This window comes from Anaerococcus cruorum (genome assembly GCF_046365495.1).
Classification (GTDB): Bacteria; Bacillota; Clostridia; order Tissierellales; family Peptoniphilaceae; genus Anaerococcus; species Anaerococcus cruorum.
This window is the reverse complement of sequence record NZ_JBGMEH010000006.1, coordinates 90,634-106,215: the sequence shown is the minus strand read 5'-3', so window position 1 is coordinate 106,215 and position 15,582 is coordinate 90,634. Positions and strand designations below refer to the sequence as shown.

Annotated in this window: 16 protein-coding genes, 1 tRNA gene and 2 riboswitches; of the genes, 6 read left to right on the top strand and 11 right to left on the bottom strand. The window is 30.3% G+C overall.

The features are described 5' to 3' along the window. Positions 1 to 21 precede the first annotated feature (21 nt). Complete coding sequence (locus ACCQ40_RS05175) at positions 22 to 291, bottom strand: acylphosphatase (RefSeq protein WP_410032898.1); 270 nt, start codon at positions 289 to 291, stop codon at positions 22 to 24. A 98-nt stretch (positions 292 to 389) separates the two neighbouring features. Here ACCQ40_RS05175 and ACCQ40_RS05170 point away from each other — a divergent pair, with 98 nt between their 5' ends. Continuing rightward, entirely contained in the window at positions 390 to 2,966 is a 2,577-nt protein-coding gene (locus tag ACCQ40_RS05170) for a heavy metal translocating P-type ATPase (RefSeq protein ID WP_410032897.1), read from the top strand. Beyond that, positions 2,966 to 3,241 carry a metal-sensing transcriptional repressor gene (locus ACCQ40_RS05165; RefSeq protein ID WP_410032896.1) on the top strand — a complete coding sequence of 92 codons (276 nt, stop codon included), beginning with the start codon at positions 2,966 to 2,968 and terminating at the stop codon, positions 3,239 to 3,241. Before ACCQ40_RS05170 ends, ACCQ40_RS05165 begins: the two co-directional genes overlap by 1 nt. Before the next feature lie 31 nt (positions 3,242 to 3,272). Here ACCQ40_RS05165 and ACCQ40_RS05160 read toward each other — a convergent pair whose 3' ends face one another. Next, positions 3,273 to 3,773 carry a QueT transporter family protein gene (locus tag ACCQ40_RS05160; RefSeq protein ID WP_410032894.1) on the bottom strand — a complete coding sequence of 167 codons (501 nt, stop codon included), beginning with the start codon at positions 3,771 to 3,773 and terminating at the stop codon, positions 3,273 to 3,275. Between the two features lie 122 nt (positions 3,774 to 3,895). Between ACCQ40_RS05160 and ACCQ40_RS05155 the strand changes: the two genes are divergently transcribed. Further along, positions 3,896 to 4,807 carry a C39 family peptidase gene (locus ACCQ40_RS05155; protein WP_410032893.1) on the top strand — a complete coding sequence of 304 codons (912 nt, stop codon included), beginning with the start codon at positions 3,896 to 3,898 and terminating at the stop codon, positions 4,805 to 4,807. 49 nt (positions 4,808 to 4,856) lie between these two features. Next, positions 4,857 to 4,932 (top strand) — tRNA-Lys (locus tag ACCQ40_RS05150). A gap of 74 nt (positions 4,933 to 5,006) precedes the next feature. Here ACCQ40_RS05150 and ACCQ40_RS05145 read toward each other — a convergent pair. The 5 genes from ACCQ40_RS05145 to ACCQ40_RS05125 all read right to left on the bottom strand — a co-directional run bounded on the left by ACCQ40_RS05145 (position 5,007) and on the right by ACCQ40_RS05125 (position 11,181). Beyond that, complete coding sequence (locus tag ACCQ40_RS05145; protein WP_394018105.1) at positions 5,007 to 5,315, bottom strand: DUF4298 domain-containing protein; 309 nt, start codon at positions 5,313 to 5,315, stop codon at positions 5,007 to 5,009. Between the two features lie 4 nt (positions 5,316 to 5,319). Further along, positions 5,320 to 6,234 (bottom strand): serine hydrolase domain-containing protein, encoded by a 915-nt coding sequence (locus ACCQ40_RS05140; protein ID WP_410032892.1) that lies wholly within the window; start codon positions 6,232 to 6,234, stop codon positions 5,320 to 5,322. Positions 6,235 to 6,240: 6 nt separating this feature from the next. Next, positions 6,241 to 7,413 carry an iron-containing alcohol dehydrogenase gene (locus ACCQ40_RS05135; protein WP_394018101.1) on the bottom strand — a complete coding sequence of 391 codons (1,173 nt, stop codon included), beginning with the start codon at positions 7,411 to 7,413 and terminating at the stop codon, positions 6,241 to 6,243. Positions 7,414 to 7,481: 68 nt separating this feature from the next. Then, entirely contained in the window at positions 7,482 to 8,849 is a 1,368-nt protein-coding gene (gene rlmD / locus ACCQ40_RS05130) for a 23S rRNA (uracil(1939)-C(5))-methyltransferase RlmD (protein WP_410032891.1), read from the bottom strand. Then, positions 8,830 to 11,181 carry an ATP-dependent DNA helicase gene (locus tag ACCQ40_RS05125; RefSeq protein ID WP_410032890.1) on the bottom strand — a complete coding sequence of 784 codons (2,352 nt, stop codon included), beginning with the start codon at positions 11,179 to 11,181 and terminating at the stop codon, positions 8,830 to 8,832. Before ACCQ40_RS05125 ends, rlmD begins: the two co-directional genes overlap by 20 nt. Positions 11,182 to 11,247: 66 nt before the next feature. Between ACCQ40_RS05125 and ACCQ40_RS05120 the strand changes: the two genes are divergently transcribed. Next, positions 11,248 to 11,997, top strand: coding sequence for a nitroreductase family protein (locus ACCQ40_RS05120; protein WP_410032888.1), 750 nt, complete (start codon positions 11,248 to 11,250; stop codon positions 11,995 to 11,997). A 65-nt stretch (positions 11,998 to 12,062) separates the two neighbouring features. Here ACCQ40_RS05120 and ACCQ40_RS05115 read toward each other — a convergent pair whose 3' ends face one another. The 3 genes from ACCQ40_RS05115 to ACCQ40_RS05105 all read right to left on the bottom strand — a co-directional run bounded on the left by ACCQ40_RS05115 (position 12,063) and on the right by ACCQ40_RS05105 (position 14,365). Beyond that, complete coding sequence (locus tag ACCQ40_RS05115) at positions 12,063 to 12,761, bottom strand: cysteine hydrolase family protein (protein ID WP_394018095.1); 699 nt, start codon at positions 12,759 to 12,761, stop codon at positions 12,063 to 12,065. Between the two features lie 143 nt (positions 12,762 to 12,904). Beyond that, a complete protein-coding gene (gene tenA, locus ACCQ40_RS05110; protein ID WP_394018093.1) occupies positions 12,905 to 13,585 on the bottom strand; it encodes a thiaminase II in 681 nt (226 codons plus the stop codon). Between the two features lie 31 nt (positions 13,586 to 13,616). Then, a riboswitch (TPP riboswitch) is annotated at positions 13,617 to 13,710 on the bottom strand. Between the two features lie 43 nt (positions 13,711 to 13,753). Next, positions 13,754 to 14,365, bottom strand: coding sequence for a DNA-3-methyladenine glycosylase (locus ACCQ40_RS05105; RefSeq protein ID WP_394018091.1), 612 nt, complete (start codon positions 14,363 to 14,365; stop codon positions 13,754 to 13,756). A gap of 46 nt (positions 14,366 to 14,411) precedes the next feature. Continuing rightward, positions 14,412 to 14,504: riboswitch (THF riboswitch) on the top strand. Between the two features lie 19 nt (positions 14,505 to 14,523). On the opposite strand from ACCQ40_RS05105, the gene ACCQ40_RS05100 reads away from it, so the two are divergent. Further along, positions 14,524 to 15,054 (top strand): folate family ECF transporter S component, encoded by a 531-nt coding sequence (locus ACCQ40_RS05100; RefSeq protein ID WP_394011589.1) that lies wholly within the window; start codon positions 14,524 to 14,526, stop codon positions 15,052 to 15,054. Positions 15,055 to 15,073: 19 nt separating this feature from the next. Here ACCQ40_RS05100 and ACCQ40_RS05095 read toward each other — a convergent pair whose 3' ends face one another. Further along, positions 15,074 to 15,580, bottom strand: coding sequence for a nucleoside 2-deoxyribosyltransferase (locus ACCQ40_RS05095; RefSeq protein WP_394011590.1), 507 nt, complete (start codon positions 15,578 to 15,580; stop codon positions 15,074 to 15,076). Positions 15,581 to 15,582 lie beyond the last annotated feature (2 nt).

Below are 15,582 nucleotides of genomic sequence, written 5' to 3'. Positions count from 1 at the left end.
AAAAAGTGAACTTAGCAATATTTAACCTATAATTTTATAGGTTGATTCATTAGATTCTACTTCCAGTTCAGTTTTATCAAAAGAAGATATATTTAAATTTTTTTGATTTTGCAAGCTATTTACAAATTCATTTATTTTTTCATCAGGTCCTTGGATAAAACATTCTACATCACCATTAGATAAATTTTCTATAGTACCTGTTAAGTTTAATTTATCTGCTATAACTTTTGATGTATACCTAAAACCTACACCTTGGACTCTTCCTTTAAATAATATTTTATATCTTTTCATACTTATCTCCTTAGCTATATTTTACCCTAGAACTTGAAATATATTTTAAATAAAGTTTAATAATTTTAACACCCCCTAGGGGTGTGAGAGGAGGTAATATGAAAAAACGCTACGATGTAACAGGTATGACTTGTGCGTCTTGCCAAGCCAATGTTACAAGAGCAGTTGAAAAACTTGGCGTTAATGATGTAAATGTAAATCTTATCAATGAATCTATGAGTGTAGATTATGATGAAGATAAATTAAGCGATGATGATATCATCCATGCTGTAGAAAAAATAGGTTATGGAGCTAGCTTAAAAGATAAAGAAAAATCAGCCACAGCTGACAAACCTAAAGAAAAAGACCAAGAAGAGAGCAATACTAAATTTAGATTAAAAGTATCATTGGTTTTCTTAATCCCGCTTTTGTATATAGCTATGGGTCCTATGATAGGTTTGCCAGTTCCCTCTTTTATGCAAGGAAGAGAAGGCTCTATAAATAACGCCTTTATACAATTTATACTAACTATTCCAGTATTAGTAGTAAATAGAAAGTTTTTTATAAATGGATTTAAAGGATTATTTAATAAAGCTCCGAACATGGATACCCTAGTAGCTCTAGGAGCAAGTGCAGCAACAATTTATGGTATTTTTGCTATAATGCGAATGGCCTATGGTTTCGGATTTAACCAGCCAGAAATTATAGATCAATATATGCATAACCTATATTTTGAGTCTGCCGCTGTGATTCTAACTTTAATAACTCTTGGTAAATATTTTGAAGCTAGATCAAAGGGTCAAACTAAAGCATCTCTAGAGAATTTAATAAATCTAGCACCAAAAAAAGCAACAATTCTTGTTGATGGTAAGGAAAAAAGCGTAGATGTTTCTGAGATAGAAAAAGGAGATATAATCTTAATTAGACCTGGAGATTCTATTCCAGTGGATGGTGAGATTATAGAAGGCTCTTCCCTACTTGATGAGGCAGCATTAACTGGTGAATCTATTCCTGTTAATAAGGGTGTTGGAGATGAAGTAATCACTGCAACTATTAACAAAGAAGGTTCATTTAAATTTAAAGCTACCAAAGTTGGAGAAGATACAACTCTTGCCCAAATTATAAATCTAGTAAATGAAGCAAATGAAACCAAGGCTCCAATTGCTAAAATGGCAGATGAAATTTCAGCTATATTTGTACCAGCTGTAATTTTAATTTCTATTGTTACATTCATAGTATGGATGGCACTAGGCTATAGTTTTGAATTTGCATTAAATTTAATGATTTCAGTTTTAGTTATATCCTGTCCATGTGCCCTAGGTCTAGCTACACCGATGGGGATAATGGTTTCTACTGGAAAATCAGCAGAACTAGGTTTATTATTTAAAAACGCAGAAAGTTTAGAAAACTTAAGCAAAGTTGATACAATACTTCTAGACAAGACAGGAACTATTACTGAAGGTAGACCTCAAGTTACAGATGTAAAAACTGATATAGACCATGATGAGTTTATAAAACTTGCAACTTCTATAGAAAATTCATCTGAACACCCATTAAGTAATGCAATAGTTACCTATGCTGAAGAAAATAATATAGCTTCAGAAAATGTATCAGATTTTAACGCTATTTCTGGTAAAGGAATAAGCGCAACATATAATGGCCAAAGATACCTTGCAGGTAACTTAAGACTAATGAAAGAAAATAATATAGATCTTAAAAACTATGTAGAAATAGCTGATACTTATGCAAATGAAGGTAAGACTTCTATGTACTTTGCTGATGAAAACCAATTAATTGGTCTAATAGCTGCTAAGGACTTACCAAAAGCAACTTCAAAAATTGCTATAGATGAACTTAAAAATCTAGGTTATGAAGTAACTATGGTAACTGGAGATAACGAAAAAACAGCAGAAGCAATCAGATCTGACTTAGGTATTGATAAAAAATTTGCTGATGTCCTACCTCAAGATAAAGATAAAGTTGTAAAACAATTGCAAGATATGGGTAAAAAAGTAACCATGGTAGGTGATGGTATTAATGATGCGCCTGCTCTTGCAAGAAGTGATATAGGTATGGCCATTGGTAATGGTACTGATGTTGCTATAGACTCTGCAGATGTTGTATTGATGAGAAATTCACTACTAGATATAGTAAGTGCAATTGAACTTTCAAAATCAACCATCAAAACAATTAAGCAAAACTTATTCTGGGCTTTCTTTTACAATGTAATACTAATCCCAGTAGCAGCAGGGCTTTTATATCCATTTAAAGGAATTACATTAAATCCAATGTTTGCAGCCTTAGCAATGAGTATTTCATCTGTATTCGTATGTTTAAACTCACTAAGACTAAGAGGATTTAAACCAGAGTTTAAAAATCAAAAAGCTATAGATGAAGTAGAAAAAAACGCATTAAACAATGAATATCAAAATCTATCAAATAATAAAGAAATAAAAGGAGAAGAAAAAATGGCAGATACAAACAAATTAGTAGTAAACGTAAATGGAATGACTTGTGAACACTGTAAGAAAAATGTTGAAAAAGCATTAGGTGAATTATCATTTGTAGAAAATGCAAGTGTAGATTTAGAAGCAAAAAATGCAACAGTTGATTTCTTTGGTAGTGCTGATGAAGATCAAATCAAAGAAGCTATCACAGAAGCAGGATACGAATTTAACGGTATCGAATACAAATAATGCATGCTGATAAGGCAAAAACAATTAGAAAACTAAAAACTGTCAGAGGTCAAATCGATGGTTTAATAAAAATGGTTGAAGATGATAGATATTGTATCGATGTTAGTAATCAACTAATGGCTTCAATCTCTATTTTAAAAAATATCAATAAAGAAGTTTTATCAGCCCACCTTAGCCATTGTGTTTATCAGGCATTAGAAAATAATGATCCTGAAGATGCTAAGGAAAAGCTAAGTGAAATTGAAGATATAGTAAATAAATTAAATAAAATTTGACCAAACAAAAGGCACCCAAGTGGATGCCTTTTTAAAATTCTATTATATTTCTCATAAATGCTTTATTCTTTTCAAGTATTTTAAATATGATTACCCCTATTATGCTTACCATAACAAACTCACTGGCCATAAATGAAAATAACATAGTTATAAATGCTCCTGAGTTATCTAATAAGAAATATGTTCCTAAAGCTGGAACGGAAACTAATAATACTGGAAATAATGAAGCTATAAATAAGTTGTCAGTTTTTGTCATAAGTTTAAATGCTATATATGAAGATAATGTACCAAATATTACATCAAACCAAGCCATAGGGCTAAAGAAATTTGCTATTGCACATCCTAAAACTAATCCAGGAATATATTTTCTGTTATAAAAAACTAATAAGACTAAGATTTCTGAAAAACGAAATTGGATAGGGCCATATTGTGGCATAGGAACAAGTAAAGTTAATACAACGTATAAAGCTGCAACTATAGCAGATCTAACTAAAAAGTTAGTATCTTTTGTAAAATTATTTCTTTCTGTCATTTTTTCTCCTTGATTTTTTTTCTATAATGGGTGCCAAGAAACATTACTTAGCTATGATACCACAATATTATAAAATATAGAAATAATATTGAATAGAACTTAGAATTGAGTAAAATAAATGTATGAAAAAACAATTAATAACTATATCTATCTTGCTTATATTCCTAAGCTCATGTACAAGTAGTTTTGGTAATAACAACGATGGTTTAGTTGATCAAGAAAATATAAATATTGTATCAGATATCAATGAGCTTGCTATAAATACATTTTTAAAATCCAATGATAAATCACTTTCTGATATGGTTATAGATGAAGAAAATAATTTAAGTCAAACCAAAGAACCTAAAGTTAAATCAGAAGTAAAAGAAGATATAATCAAAAATGTAGAAAAATATGCTCAAAAAGACCCTAAGGCTCGTTGGGTATATGATAACTTCTTTAACATAACAAATGTAGAGGCATATCTTACAGGAAATGACCCAGATACTATTGAATTTGTTTATAATATGAACCACAATATAACAGATTTTCCAAATAAGCCAGGTCCTTCCATTGATTTAGGAAGAAAAACCCCTCTCTATCTACAGTGGGATAATAGATGGGCTTATAATGAATTAGGTCAAAGAAATATCGGCATATCTGGTTGTGGTCCAACGTCTACCTCAATGGTTCTATCAAGATTAAAAAACGATCCTAGTATAACACCTGATAAAATTGCTAATGATGCAAAAAACTATATGTCAAGCGAAGGTATATCCTGGGCTTTTTTTCCAGATGAAGCAAAAAAATATAATCTTACTTCAAAAGATATACCATTAGATGAAAAAGAAATGATAGAAGCCCTTAAAAAAGGACCCCTAATCGTCTCAGTAAGCCGAGGTTATTTTACACTTTTTGGTCATATATTTGTTATAGATTCTTATGAAAATGGTAAATTTTTAATAAATGACCCTAATAGTGTTAAAAATTCTATGAGACCTTGGAGCTTTGAAGAAATAAATAATCAAATAGCCCATATTTGGCAAATATATTAATTTGACAAAATGCTAATGGAGGCATATAATAAAAAAGTATTTTATTTATGCACCATTAGCTCAGTTGGTAGAGCACCTGACTCTTAATCAGGGTGTCCAGAGTTCGAACCTCTGATGGTGCACCAGATTTTAACTGCGATTTTATTCGCAGTTTTTTTATTTATAATTTTTCATAAAAAAATAGATTGGATAAACCAATCTACTTTTCCTTATCTTGAATTATATAGTTTGCTAAATCAAGCATTTCTCTTGCCATATAGTAGTTATCACCTAGAAGATCATATATTGCATCTTCAGTTAAAATTCCCTGATTAATTTCACTTGGAATCTCTCCCTTATTTGATGCATCATAATCATCACGGAATTGCTCACTATAGTAATATCTTTCTAGCTTTTCTAATTCTTTTTGATGGCTTTTAAAATCATTTAAAGCTTCATCTAACTTTTCGGTTAATTTTTTGTGATCTTCATATATCTTAGTTAATTCAACAATATAATCGTAGTCCATTTACCTACCTCCAATTTAGTATTTCTATTATATTATCAATCTCATTTTTGATTATATAGCTTTCATTGTCACTTCCTAAATTTGTAGTTATTATTATAGTATCTAATTTTTCAAGCAATACAATCAGTTGACCCCCTGTTCCTGATGCAAAGATAACCCCATTTTCGGATTGCCATAGACTATATCCATAGTAGTCTTCTGATAAATATTTTTTCTTAACTTCTGTATTATTTTTAAAATAAGGAACTTTCATTTTTTTAACCCAAGCATCACTTACTATTTGCCTACCTTCAAATTTTCCATTATTTAAAAGTAGCTTTCCTATTTTTAATAGGTCATCAGCTGTTAGGTAAAATTTTGTTGCTCCTGCTAGATAGTTACCATATTTATCAGCTTTAGCATTTTTTATTGCTAAAGGCTTAAATATATTTTCTTCTATAAAGGCAAATAAATCATAGCCAAGAGCCTCCTCCATTGTAGCTGCCAGAATATAGTAACTAGCATTGGAGTATAAAAAATGTGTGCCAGGTTTATAGTAAATGGGATAATTAATAACTTCATCTAATAAGTTATCTATATTAAATTTATTTATATCCTTACTCATCATCAGAACATCTCTATATCCTATAGTATGAGTTAATAGATGCTTAACTTTTACTTGTTTCAGATACTTTTCATTCTTTTTATTGGTTAAGTTTACTTTATTTTTAATTATTGGATAAATATATGTTTCTTCGTCAAATCCGATATTTTGATCTATTAAAATTCCACAAGCAAGGGCAATAATAGTTTTTGCAATAGACCTAACATTGACTTGCTCATCATTTTTCTTATTTATAATATATCCATGACCATATTTATATATAATTATTGATTTTGTATTAGTATCTTTTAAGGCAATTTTATCTATATTTTCCATTCTTTATTAAAAAGCTTTCTTATATATATTTAATATATCTTCTTCTTTTAATACCTTAAAACCATCTATTTGACTTTTATTTTTATTATCTAAACAATTTTTAGCCATAATAGGAAGGTCTTCTTCACTAAATCCTTCCTCTTTTAGACTTAGATTAATTCCTAAAGACTCTAGGAAATTTCTTAATGCCTCGATGGCTTTTTTTGCATCATCAATTTGTGAATCTGTTTTTTCAATATCAAAAACATTATAACCAAATGTTGAAATTTTTTCGCTTGTTTCATCATCTAAGCAATACTCTAGCCAAGCTGGAGTTAAAATTGCAAGGCCTACTCCATGAGTAATATCTCTTAGAGCTGATAGCTCATGCTCCATAGCGTGTACTGACCATTCAGTTGATTTTCCCGCACTAATTAGACCATTAATTGCCCAAGAGTTTGCCCACATAAGATTTGATCTTGCCTCATAATTATCACTTTCTTTTATAGCAATTGGCCCGTATTTTATACAAGTTTTAAGGATTCCTTCTGCAAACCTGTCATTTAAATAAGCACCATCATTTAATGTAAAATAATTTTCCATAGTATGGCTCATAATATCTACAGTACCTGCTGCAGTATGATAACTATCTACACTATAAGTATATTCTGGGTTCATTATAGCAAATTTTGGTCTTACATATTCAGATCCCCAACCTAGCTTTTGACCAGTTTCTTCATTTGAAATAACTGAACCAGCATTCATTTCAGATCCAGTAGCTGCAAGAGTTAAAATACTTCCTAGAGGGAGAGCATTTGTTACTTTTTCTTTTTTAATTACAATATCCCAAGGGTCACTATCAGTATAAAAGCCAGCTGCAATTAATTTTGCAGAGTCCACTACAGATCCCCCACCAACTGCTAATACAAAATCAATATCATTATCTTTAGCTATCTTTACACCTTCACGGACTTTATCAATTCTAGGATTTGGAACAACTCCTGAAAGTTCAAAATGAGTAATGGAGTTTTCTTCAAAAATCTTTACAATTTCATCATAAAGTCCGATTTTTTTTATAGAATTTCTTCCATAAACTAAAAGTACTCTTTGCCCATATTTTTTTATCTCATCTGCTAGATTATCAAGTTGATTTTTACCAAATAATATTTTTGTTGAAATATTAAAACTAAAGTCGTACATATTGCCTCCTTATAAGACTTATTATATATTACTTACCCTTAAGCATATTAATGTACTTACTGAATTACTTATTTAGTTAATAAACAAATAGTCTCCACATGTCTAGAATTAGGAAACTGGTCAAATATTTCGTATTTTTTAACTTTATATCCTCTTTCTATAAAAGTTTTTAGATTATCAACTTGGGTTTTTGGATTACAAGATATATATACAAATTTTTTAGGGTTGATATTTATTATTTTTTCTAAGGCTTCAGGAGCTATGCCTGCCCTAGGCGGGTCTAGGATAACTACATCATAATCTCCCCTAACCTTTTCAATTTCTTCTAACACATCTCCACATAGAAAATCTATATTTTCTATTTCATTTAGTTTTGCATTTTCGATAGCTTTATCTACAGCTTCATCTACTATTTCTATCCCCGTTGCATGATTTGCTACACTTGCAATAACCTGAGTTATAGTTCCTGTCCCAGAATATAAATCTAGGACATTCATAGATTTATTTATACCTGCAAAATCAAAAGCCTTTTGATAAAGCTTTTCTGCTGCAAATACATTTGGTTGAAAAAATGAAAATGGAGATATATTAAATTTTAAATCTAGCATCTCTTCAGTTATATGGTCTTTGCCAAACAAAAGTTCAACTTTTTCTGGGACAACTGCATCAGCTACAGAATCATTAGTTACATGAAAAATAGATACTATTCTACCTTCAAGCTTTAAATCATTTAGAAAATTTACAAAAAGTTTTTTTCTCATCTGATCAAAGCTTTCATCACTTGTGGTTACAAGTATTGCCATGATTTCACCAGTTCTATGAGCTTTTCTGATTATAAAATGTCTTAATAATCCTTCTTTTCTAGACTTATGGTAAAAACTAGTATTTTTTTCCCTAAAATAATTTTGCACTGCAGCTCTTATAGTATTAAAATCATCATCAATTACATTACAATCTACAGTATCAACTATTTCATAAAATCTATTTTGCCTATGTAGTCCCAGGATTAATTCTCCACCCTTGTAGGCATCGCCAAAGGTGTATTCCATTTTATTTCTAAATCCATCTACAACTGGAGATCTATTTATAGAGATATCGCCCTCATAAGGGATTTTATTATCAGACAGTAATTTTTTTACCATATCTTGCTTTAACATTAGCTCTGTTTCATAGGGTAATCTTTGGTAGGCACATCCACCACATGAATCAGCTTGGGGACAAAAATGTCTACTATTTTCAAGGGGTGAATGGTCTAGTAATTCTATAAATTTCCCTTTTTTGTAATCATGTCTATTGCGAGTAATTTTAACCTTACAAGTTTGGCCTAAAACTCCTCCCTTAAACTCAACAATATTCCCATCTTGGTCTTCTCCAATAGAAATATTTGGATATTTAACGTCCTTTACTTTTACTTCGCTATTTTTCTTTTTTCTCAACTAAACCCTCCCAAAATTTATCTGCTTCTTTATTAAAATCTTTTGTTTCATTTACTATTTTAACTCCCTTATTTTTCCAATGTTTTGGATAAAGACTTCTGTACTTATATTGGTTAAATCTATCATCTACTAAATATATTATTCCTTTGTCATTATCACTTCTTATGACCCTGCCAGCTGCTTGATATACTTTATTTAGACCAGGATAGGTATAGGAATAATCAAAACCACTTAAACCCTGCTTATCAAAATGAGTTTTAATTAAATTTCTCTCATTGCTGACTCCAGGCATGCCCACTGAGATAATCATAGACCCTATAAGCCTATCACCTACTAGGTCTACCCCTTCAGAAAAAATGCCTCCAAGAACTACAAAGGCAGTTTTAGCTGAATCTGTATCAAATTGTTTTAAAAACTTATTAGTTCCTTTTTCATTCATAAACCTATCTTGGACTATAATCTCATCATCAAAACGAGATTTGTAGTCCTCATAAACATCCTCTAAATAAGAATATGACGGGAAAAATATAAAATAATTGCCCTGTTTAGAATTTATAAATTCATTGATAGTTTCACTAATATGGACTACGTTGTTATTTCTATCCTTATATCTAGTACTAATTTCTCTATTAAAAAGAGTAAAGTTACTCTGATCAAAAGGCATATCTAGTCTTAGCTTTAAGCTATCCTCTGCTCCTAAAATTTTTGCAAAATAAATCATCGGGGATAAGGTTGCAGAGAAAAATACTGTTGATCTAGCATTTTTATAAGTATCAGCTAAAACTAAGGATGGATCGATACATTTTATCTCAAATATCTTCTCATCTATGTTCTCATCATAAGATACTACAGAATAAAACCCATTAGTGTAATACTCTTCTATTTTTAAAAATTTGTTTATGTCAAAAAATAGATTTAAAAGATCATCATAATTTTCATCTTCTCTTTCCTCTACTAGATATTTTTGTAGAGGTTTTAAAAGCTTTATAAATTTGCTATCAAAGTCTTCTATAGGATCTCGTTGGCTATAATATAATTTTTTACCATATTTATTATAAAGGACTTCAAAGCTATCAGCTATTTGCTCAAGATATTTAATTATAGTCTTGTATTTTTTCTTGTTAAGCTTTTCTGCCAGGTCTAAAAATCTTCTATTAGAAAAGCCAAAACTATACATATCGCGAGCACGCTCTACTAAATTATGAGATTCATCAATCAAAAATACATACCTATCTATAACCTCATCAAAAAATCTCTTTAGATATGTATTAGGATTAAAAACATAATTATAATCACATATTATAAAATCAGCATAGGTTGATATATCAAGTTCTAATTCAAATGGGCATACTCTGTGTTTTTCTGCATATGAAGTTATAGTATCAAAGTCCATTATTTCTTCATTATCGATTATATCTTTTAAGGCATCATTAACCCTGTCAAAGTGTCCTTTTGCAAAGGGGCAATCTACTGGATTGCACTTAACTTCATCATTTAGGCAAATTTTCTCCTTAGAAGTTATCGATAGGGCCTTTATAAATAAACCCTGATTTTCTAAAATTTTTACTGATTTTAATGCTTCTTTGGATTGAGTATTTTTGCTAGTTAGATAAAAAATCTTATCAGATAGATCTTCCCCTATAGATTTTATAGAGGGAAAGACTGTAGATATAGTTTTACCTATACCTGTTGGGGCATCTACAAATAATTTTTTAGAATCAAGGATTGCAGTATAAACAGCAACCGCCATTTTTCTTTGACCCTTTCTATATTCTTTATAGGGAAAATCTAATTCTTTAATAGATACATCTCTATTTTCTTTGTTTTTAGCAAGGATTTTTGAAAAGTTTAAATATTCATATAGTAGGTCAAAATAAAAATTTTTAAGGTCTTCAAAAGTAAATTCTTCTCTAAATATTTTTGTAGAATAGTCTTCAACACTTACATAAGTTAAGGTTATGTTCATCCTATCTAGTTTATTATCTAGGGCAAAAAAATAAGCATAACACATGGCTTGGGCCCAGTGGAGTCTATTTGATCCATCTATTTCAGAAAGAAGTCTGTTAGTAGATTTTATCTCATCTATGACATAACTATCTTTTTCTTTTATTAGTCCATCAGCTCTTCCTTCCACCTTAAACTCTACACCATCGATATTTGTGGTGTTTTTTAGAGAATATTCACTTTTATAATTATCACCATATTTTTTTTGGATGGTTTGGTGGGCTCTAATCCCTTCAATCATCCTAGCATTATCACGAAACCTATTGTCAATGTCACCTGAACGCATGACAAATTCTATAAGATTTCTAACAGATATTCTAACTACCATATAATCACCTTTTATTATTATACTATTTATTAGGGTATATACTGATTAATAAGAAAAGGAGTTTTTATGAACGAAACAATTAAAAATCAACTTAATCATAGAACTATAAGAGAGTTTAAAGATGAAAAACTTGATGAAGGTGTGATTGAATCATTATTAAATGTAGCAAATATGTCACCATCCAGTAATGGTATGCAGTTTTTTTCTATAGTAAAAATTACTGATCCAGAACTAAAAAAGAAATTTGCTGCTAATGGTCTGCAAGATTATATGGCCCGTGCCCCACACCTTTGGATTTTTGTAGTAGATTTATATAGAAATTACACTATAGCTAAAGAAAATGGCCAAGAAAATGATGAAATGATAGGTTTTGATAAATTTATCCAAGGTTTTACAGATTCCATAATTGCTGCCCAAAATGTAACAGTAGCTGCAGAAAGTTTGGGACTTGGGGTAAATTATTTTGGCAACATCCATAACGATACCAAAAATATTATAGAACTTCTAAACTTGCCTAAATTAACATATCCAGCAGTTGGTCTTGGCTTTGGTTTAGCAAATCAAGAACCTCAACTAAAACCTAGGATGGATATAAATTTAAAAACATTTGAAAATTCTTACCAAACCTTTGATAATTATAATGAAAAAATTGCGGAATATGATAAGGAAATGACAACTTATTATGATTTAAGAAATGCCAATCGTAGAGTAGATTCATTTTCAACTCAAATCCCTAAAAAACAAGGTACTATCATTGCAAACAGAAATAAAATGTTTGAGACTTTAATAGACCAAGGATTTATAATAAATAAATAGATAAGTTTATAATAATTTTTTAATTACTATATTATTTAAATAAAGAGGAGCTGATGCTCCTCTTTTTATTTACTCTCATCTAATAATTTTAATGTATCTTCAGTACTTAAAACGTAGGTATAAATTACATTCATTATTTTAAGTTCTGCATCATGAAGTTCTTCAGATGCTGCTATACATGCATCATGAACTGTAATTACATTATATCCGCCATCAGCAAGACCTCTTACAGTAGATGCTACACATTGGTCAGTTACCATACCGCATACAACTACAGTTTCTATATCCATATTATCCAATAAATGTAGGTAATTTGTACCAGTTGTTACAGAATCTGTGGTTTTATATACAACTATTTCATTTTCAATAGGTTTTAGTGGGTCAACTACTTCTGCTGCATATGAATTAACAGGCATCAGCATATTATTCCAACCTTCAGATTTTTGAACTGGAGATCTGTCTCTACCATCTTCTCTTTGGCAAGCGATAAGTCCATATGATACTAGTAGGTCATTGTCTCTAAAATAATTTAAAACTTTTTCAGTATTAGGTAATGCTACCTCATGCATCTTATCAAAATATGGTTTCCAATCATCCCATAGTCCTTGTTCTTTAAACTCCTTAGCTTCTCCAAAATCTGTTAAGCAAAATTCATTTTGGTAGTCAACTATAAGTAGGATAGTTTTTGATAAATCAATATCTAAATCTGGAAATTCTTCAACATGTTCATAATATTTTGACACAAATTTTCTATCTAACTTCATATTTACCTCCATAGGTAGCTAATGGTAAAATCTAACCATTTGTGATAACATTTTTATTTGCCATTATTATAACACAAAATTCATATTAAAAGAAAAAACTTTAAGGCAATTCCTAAAGCTTTTTCTCTATAATTATTTAATTTTTATATGTCTATAGGCCAATTTTCTTTATTGTAGCACATATCCCAGAACATGTACTCAAAATATCCTGTTTTAATAATAATTTCTTCAAGAGCTTTTAATTCTCTTTCAGGTTTGCCTTCTGTTAATTTATTCATAAGATCCATTGCATTTTCGTTTAACTCAGTAAATTCATCTGAAGAATACATCTCAACCCATGATCCATAATTTTCATCTTCTAAGGCCCCTGGAATTTCGGCTAGCTTAAGGCCTATATAACTATAAGACCATGAACAAGCTAATAAAGCTGCAGCAACATTTTCTACTCCTCCAGCTTGTGCTTTATTTAGCATGTAAGAAGTGTAAGCAGTATTTATTGCCGATGGCTCAGTAGCTTCTAATTCATCTTCACTTATAGAAAAATCTTTAGCATAAGATCTATGAAGATCCATTTCCATAAATAATATGCCATCAAGCCCTTTAGCAAATGAATTCATTGTCTCTAAATCAGGTGATTTTGCAGTACCTATTGCAAAAAGTCTGGCATATTCTATTAAATAAACATAGTCTTGTTTTACCCAGTGTTTAAAGCTATCTAAATCAAGGCTTCCATCACCCATTTCTTGAACGAAAGGGTGATTAAAGCAAGCTTCCCATAATTCTTTTACTCTTGGATAAATTCTGTCTGTAAATTTTTCTGACATAAAAAACCTCCTCATTTTTCACAAGGAGGCAGTAATCTATAATTCACATCCCTACGCTAGTTTTAACTGGATCAGGTTAAAGAGTTCGATTTCTCGTCTCAGCTATTGCACCCCTTGTGTTAGCTATATTATAACTAATTACCAGACTTTAAACAAATATCTAAGTTTTTAATCCTTTTTTAAGATGGATACATGGGGATTATCTTTTATATAAAACCTGTAAGGATAGTCTATAGCTTCTTTGGCATAGTCTATACCTATTCTCTTATCTATAACTATATCAAAAATACTTGCATCATCTTCTAAGTAAAGTTCATCTTTAAATAAATTTTTCCCATTTAAATTTTTATCTATATTCAAAGCCTTGGTTAACTTTCCTGGTCCATTAGTTAGATTTTTCTTTTGATAAGCTGATAAATCTTTATAGGTTTTTCCAAAACGATTTAAGCTTATATTATCAAACTCATTTAATGGTTCAACTCCCCTAATAAGAACAGCTTCAGGTATTCCTATGTCTCTTGTCACAAAATTTAACATAAAATGAATACCATAGGTCTGATAAACGTAAATAGTTCCGGCATCTTCATACATAATCTTAGTTCTTTCTGTTTTTCTATCACCAAAACTATGGGCAGCTCTATCTTCTATGCCTAAATAAGCTTCAGTTTCAACTATTTTTGCCTTATAAACTATGCCATTATCATTTCTTATAATAACCTTACCAAGTAAATCTTTAGCAACAGTCAATGTATCTCTATTAAAAAAATCTTTTTCTAACATATGCTCCTCTAGTGAATTTTATTTATAAATATGATATCATATTATTATCAGAGTAGATAGAAAGCGTTAAGTGTTAAGAAATGGGTTGTTGTTCTTAAACGAAGCTTAAAAGCTATGATTTTCTATCGCAACCGCTGCCTCTGATAGAAAGGGGAAAAATGAAAAATAAACTTACAGTAAACATGCTCACTAAAATGGCTATTTTTGCGGCACTTACAGTTATTTTCAGGAGATTTTTGACTATAACTATATTTTCTAGCACAAAAATCGGCCTAGGTTATTTGCCTACTATGATGGCGGGGATTTTATATGGTCCTTTAGCTGGAGGTATAACTGGTGGTGTAGCAGATGTCGTTGGAATGCTGATGAAACCTGATGGAGTATTTCACCCTGGTTTTACTTTAAGCAGTATTTTAATTGGTGCCATACCTGGATTTATTTCTTATTATATTTTTAAAAGGGATTTTAAAAACAAACTAGATTGGATTTGTATTTTAAGCGCCATTTTTGTATTTATGGGTGTTAGACTCTTACTTGATTCTTTATGGCTAACCCACCTATATTCCAACCCATATTTATTCTATGTTATTAGAAACATTATAAAAGATGCTGTAGAAGCGGGAATTAATGCTATAGTTCTTATAGCTCTTATTCCAAAAGTAACTAAATACGCATATGAAAAGCTCTAAGAATTATATTTCTTAGAGCTTAATTATTTTCTCTTATAAAGTCATTTATGTGGTTTGCTATCTCTTCTAAATAAGAATCATCTCCAGGATATCCGATAACTAAATGACCATGTTCTTTTACTTTCCCAACTATCATAAGATTTCTATAAAGTTTATTTTCACCTGTTCCTAAATATCTCATATCCGTTATTACACCAATAATCATTCTTGGAAAATCAACCTTATATTCTTTTTCTAGTTCTGCCATAACCCCATGGGCCATTACCTCTCCAGCTACTCCATCATCAATAGTTAAACCATCAAGGCAAGCTATTAAAACATTTGCTTTTTTTAGTTCAGCTGTATCTGCCTGGGCAATTTTTATATCAGTTATTATATCATCATTATTTTTCTTATCATTGATATCGGCATTTCTTTGGGGAACGTAAAGTTTTAATTCTGTATTTTCTTCTATATAGTGAGCAAGATTTTCTGTCCACTTATACATTGCATCATTGAAAAAATGACTAGCTAAATATCCGTACATTT

What these genes read in the sequence shown, in the direction of transcription:
- ACCQ40_RS05175 (WP_410032898.1), bottom strand. Translation starts at nt 291, where the DNA reads ATGAAAAGATATAAAATATTATTTAAAGGAAGAGTCCAAGGTGTAGGT.
- ACCQ40_RS05170 (WP_410032897.1), top strand. Translation starts at nt 390, where the DNA reads ATGAAAAAACGCTACGATGTAACAGGTATGACTTGTGCGTCTTGCCAA.
- ACCQ40_RS05165 (WP_410032896.1), top strand. Translation starts at nt 2,966, where the DNA reads ATGCATGCTGATAAGGCAAAAACAATTAGAAAACTAAAAACTGTCAGA.
- ACCQ40_RS05160 (WP_410032894.1), bottom strand. Translation starts at nt 3,773, where the DNA reads ATGACAGAAAGAAATAATTTTACAAAAGATACTAACTTTTTAGTTAGA.
- ACCQ40_RS05155 (WP_410032893.1), top strand. Translation starts at nt 3,896, where the DNA reads ATGAAAAAACAATTAATAACTATATCTATCTTGCTTATATTCCTAAGC.
- ACCQ40_RS05145 (WP_394018105.1), bottom strand. Translation starts at nt 5,315, where the DNA reads ATGGACTACGATTATATTGTTGAATTAACTAAGATATATGAAGATCAC.
- ACCQ40_RS05140 (WP_410032892.1), bottom strand. Translation starts at nt 6,234, where the DNA reads ATGGAAAATATAGATAAAATTGCCTTAAAAGATACTAATACAAAATCA.
- ACCQ40_RS05135 (WP_394018101.1), bottom strand. Translation starts at nt 7,413, where the DNA reads ATGTACGACTTTAGTTTTAATATTTCAACAAAAATATTATTTGGTAAA.
- ACCQ40_RS05125 (WP_410032890.1), bottom strand. Translation starts at nt 11,181, where the DNA reads ATGGTAGTTAGAATATCTGTTAGAAATCTTATAGAATTTGTCATGCGT.
- ACCQ40_RS05120 (WP_410032888.1), top strand. Translation starts at nt 11,248, where the DNA reads ATGAACGAAACAATTAAAAATCAACTTAATCATAGAACTATAAGAGAG.
- ACCQ40_RS05115 (WP_394018095.1), bottom strand. Translation starts at nt 12,761, where the DNA reads ATGAAGTTAGATAGAAAATTTGTGTCAAAATATTATGAACATGTTGAA.
- tenA (WP_394018093.1), bottom strand. Translation starts at nt 13,585, where the DNA reads ATGTCAGAAAAATTTACAGACAGAATTTATCCAAGAGTAAAAGAATTA.
- ACCQ40_RS05105 (WP_394018091.1), bottom strand. Translation starts at nt 14,365, where the DNA reads ATGTTAGAAAAAGATTTTTTTAATAGAGATACATTGACTGTTGCTAAA.
- ACCQ40_RS05100 (WP_394011589.1), top strand. Translation starts at nt 14,524, where the DNA reads ATGAAAAATAAACTTACAGTAAACATGCTCACTAAAATGGCTATTTTT.
- ACCQ40_RS05095 (WP_394011590.1), bottom strand. Translation starts at nt 15,580, where the DNA reads ATGTACGGATATTTAGCTAGTCATTTTTTCAATGATGCAATGTATAAG.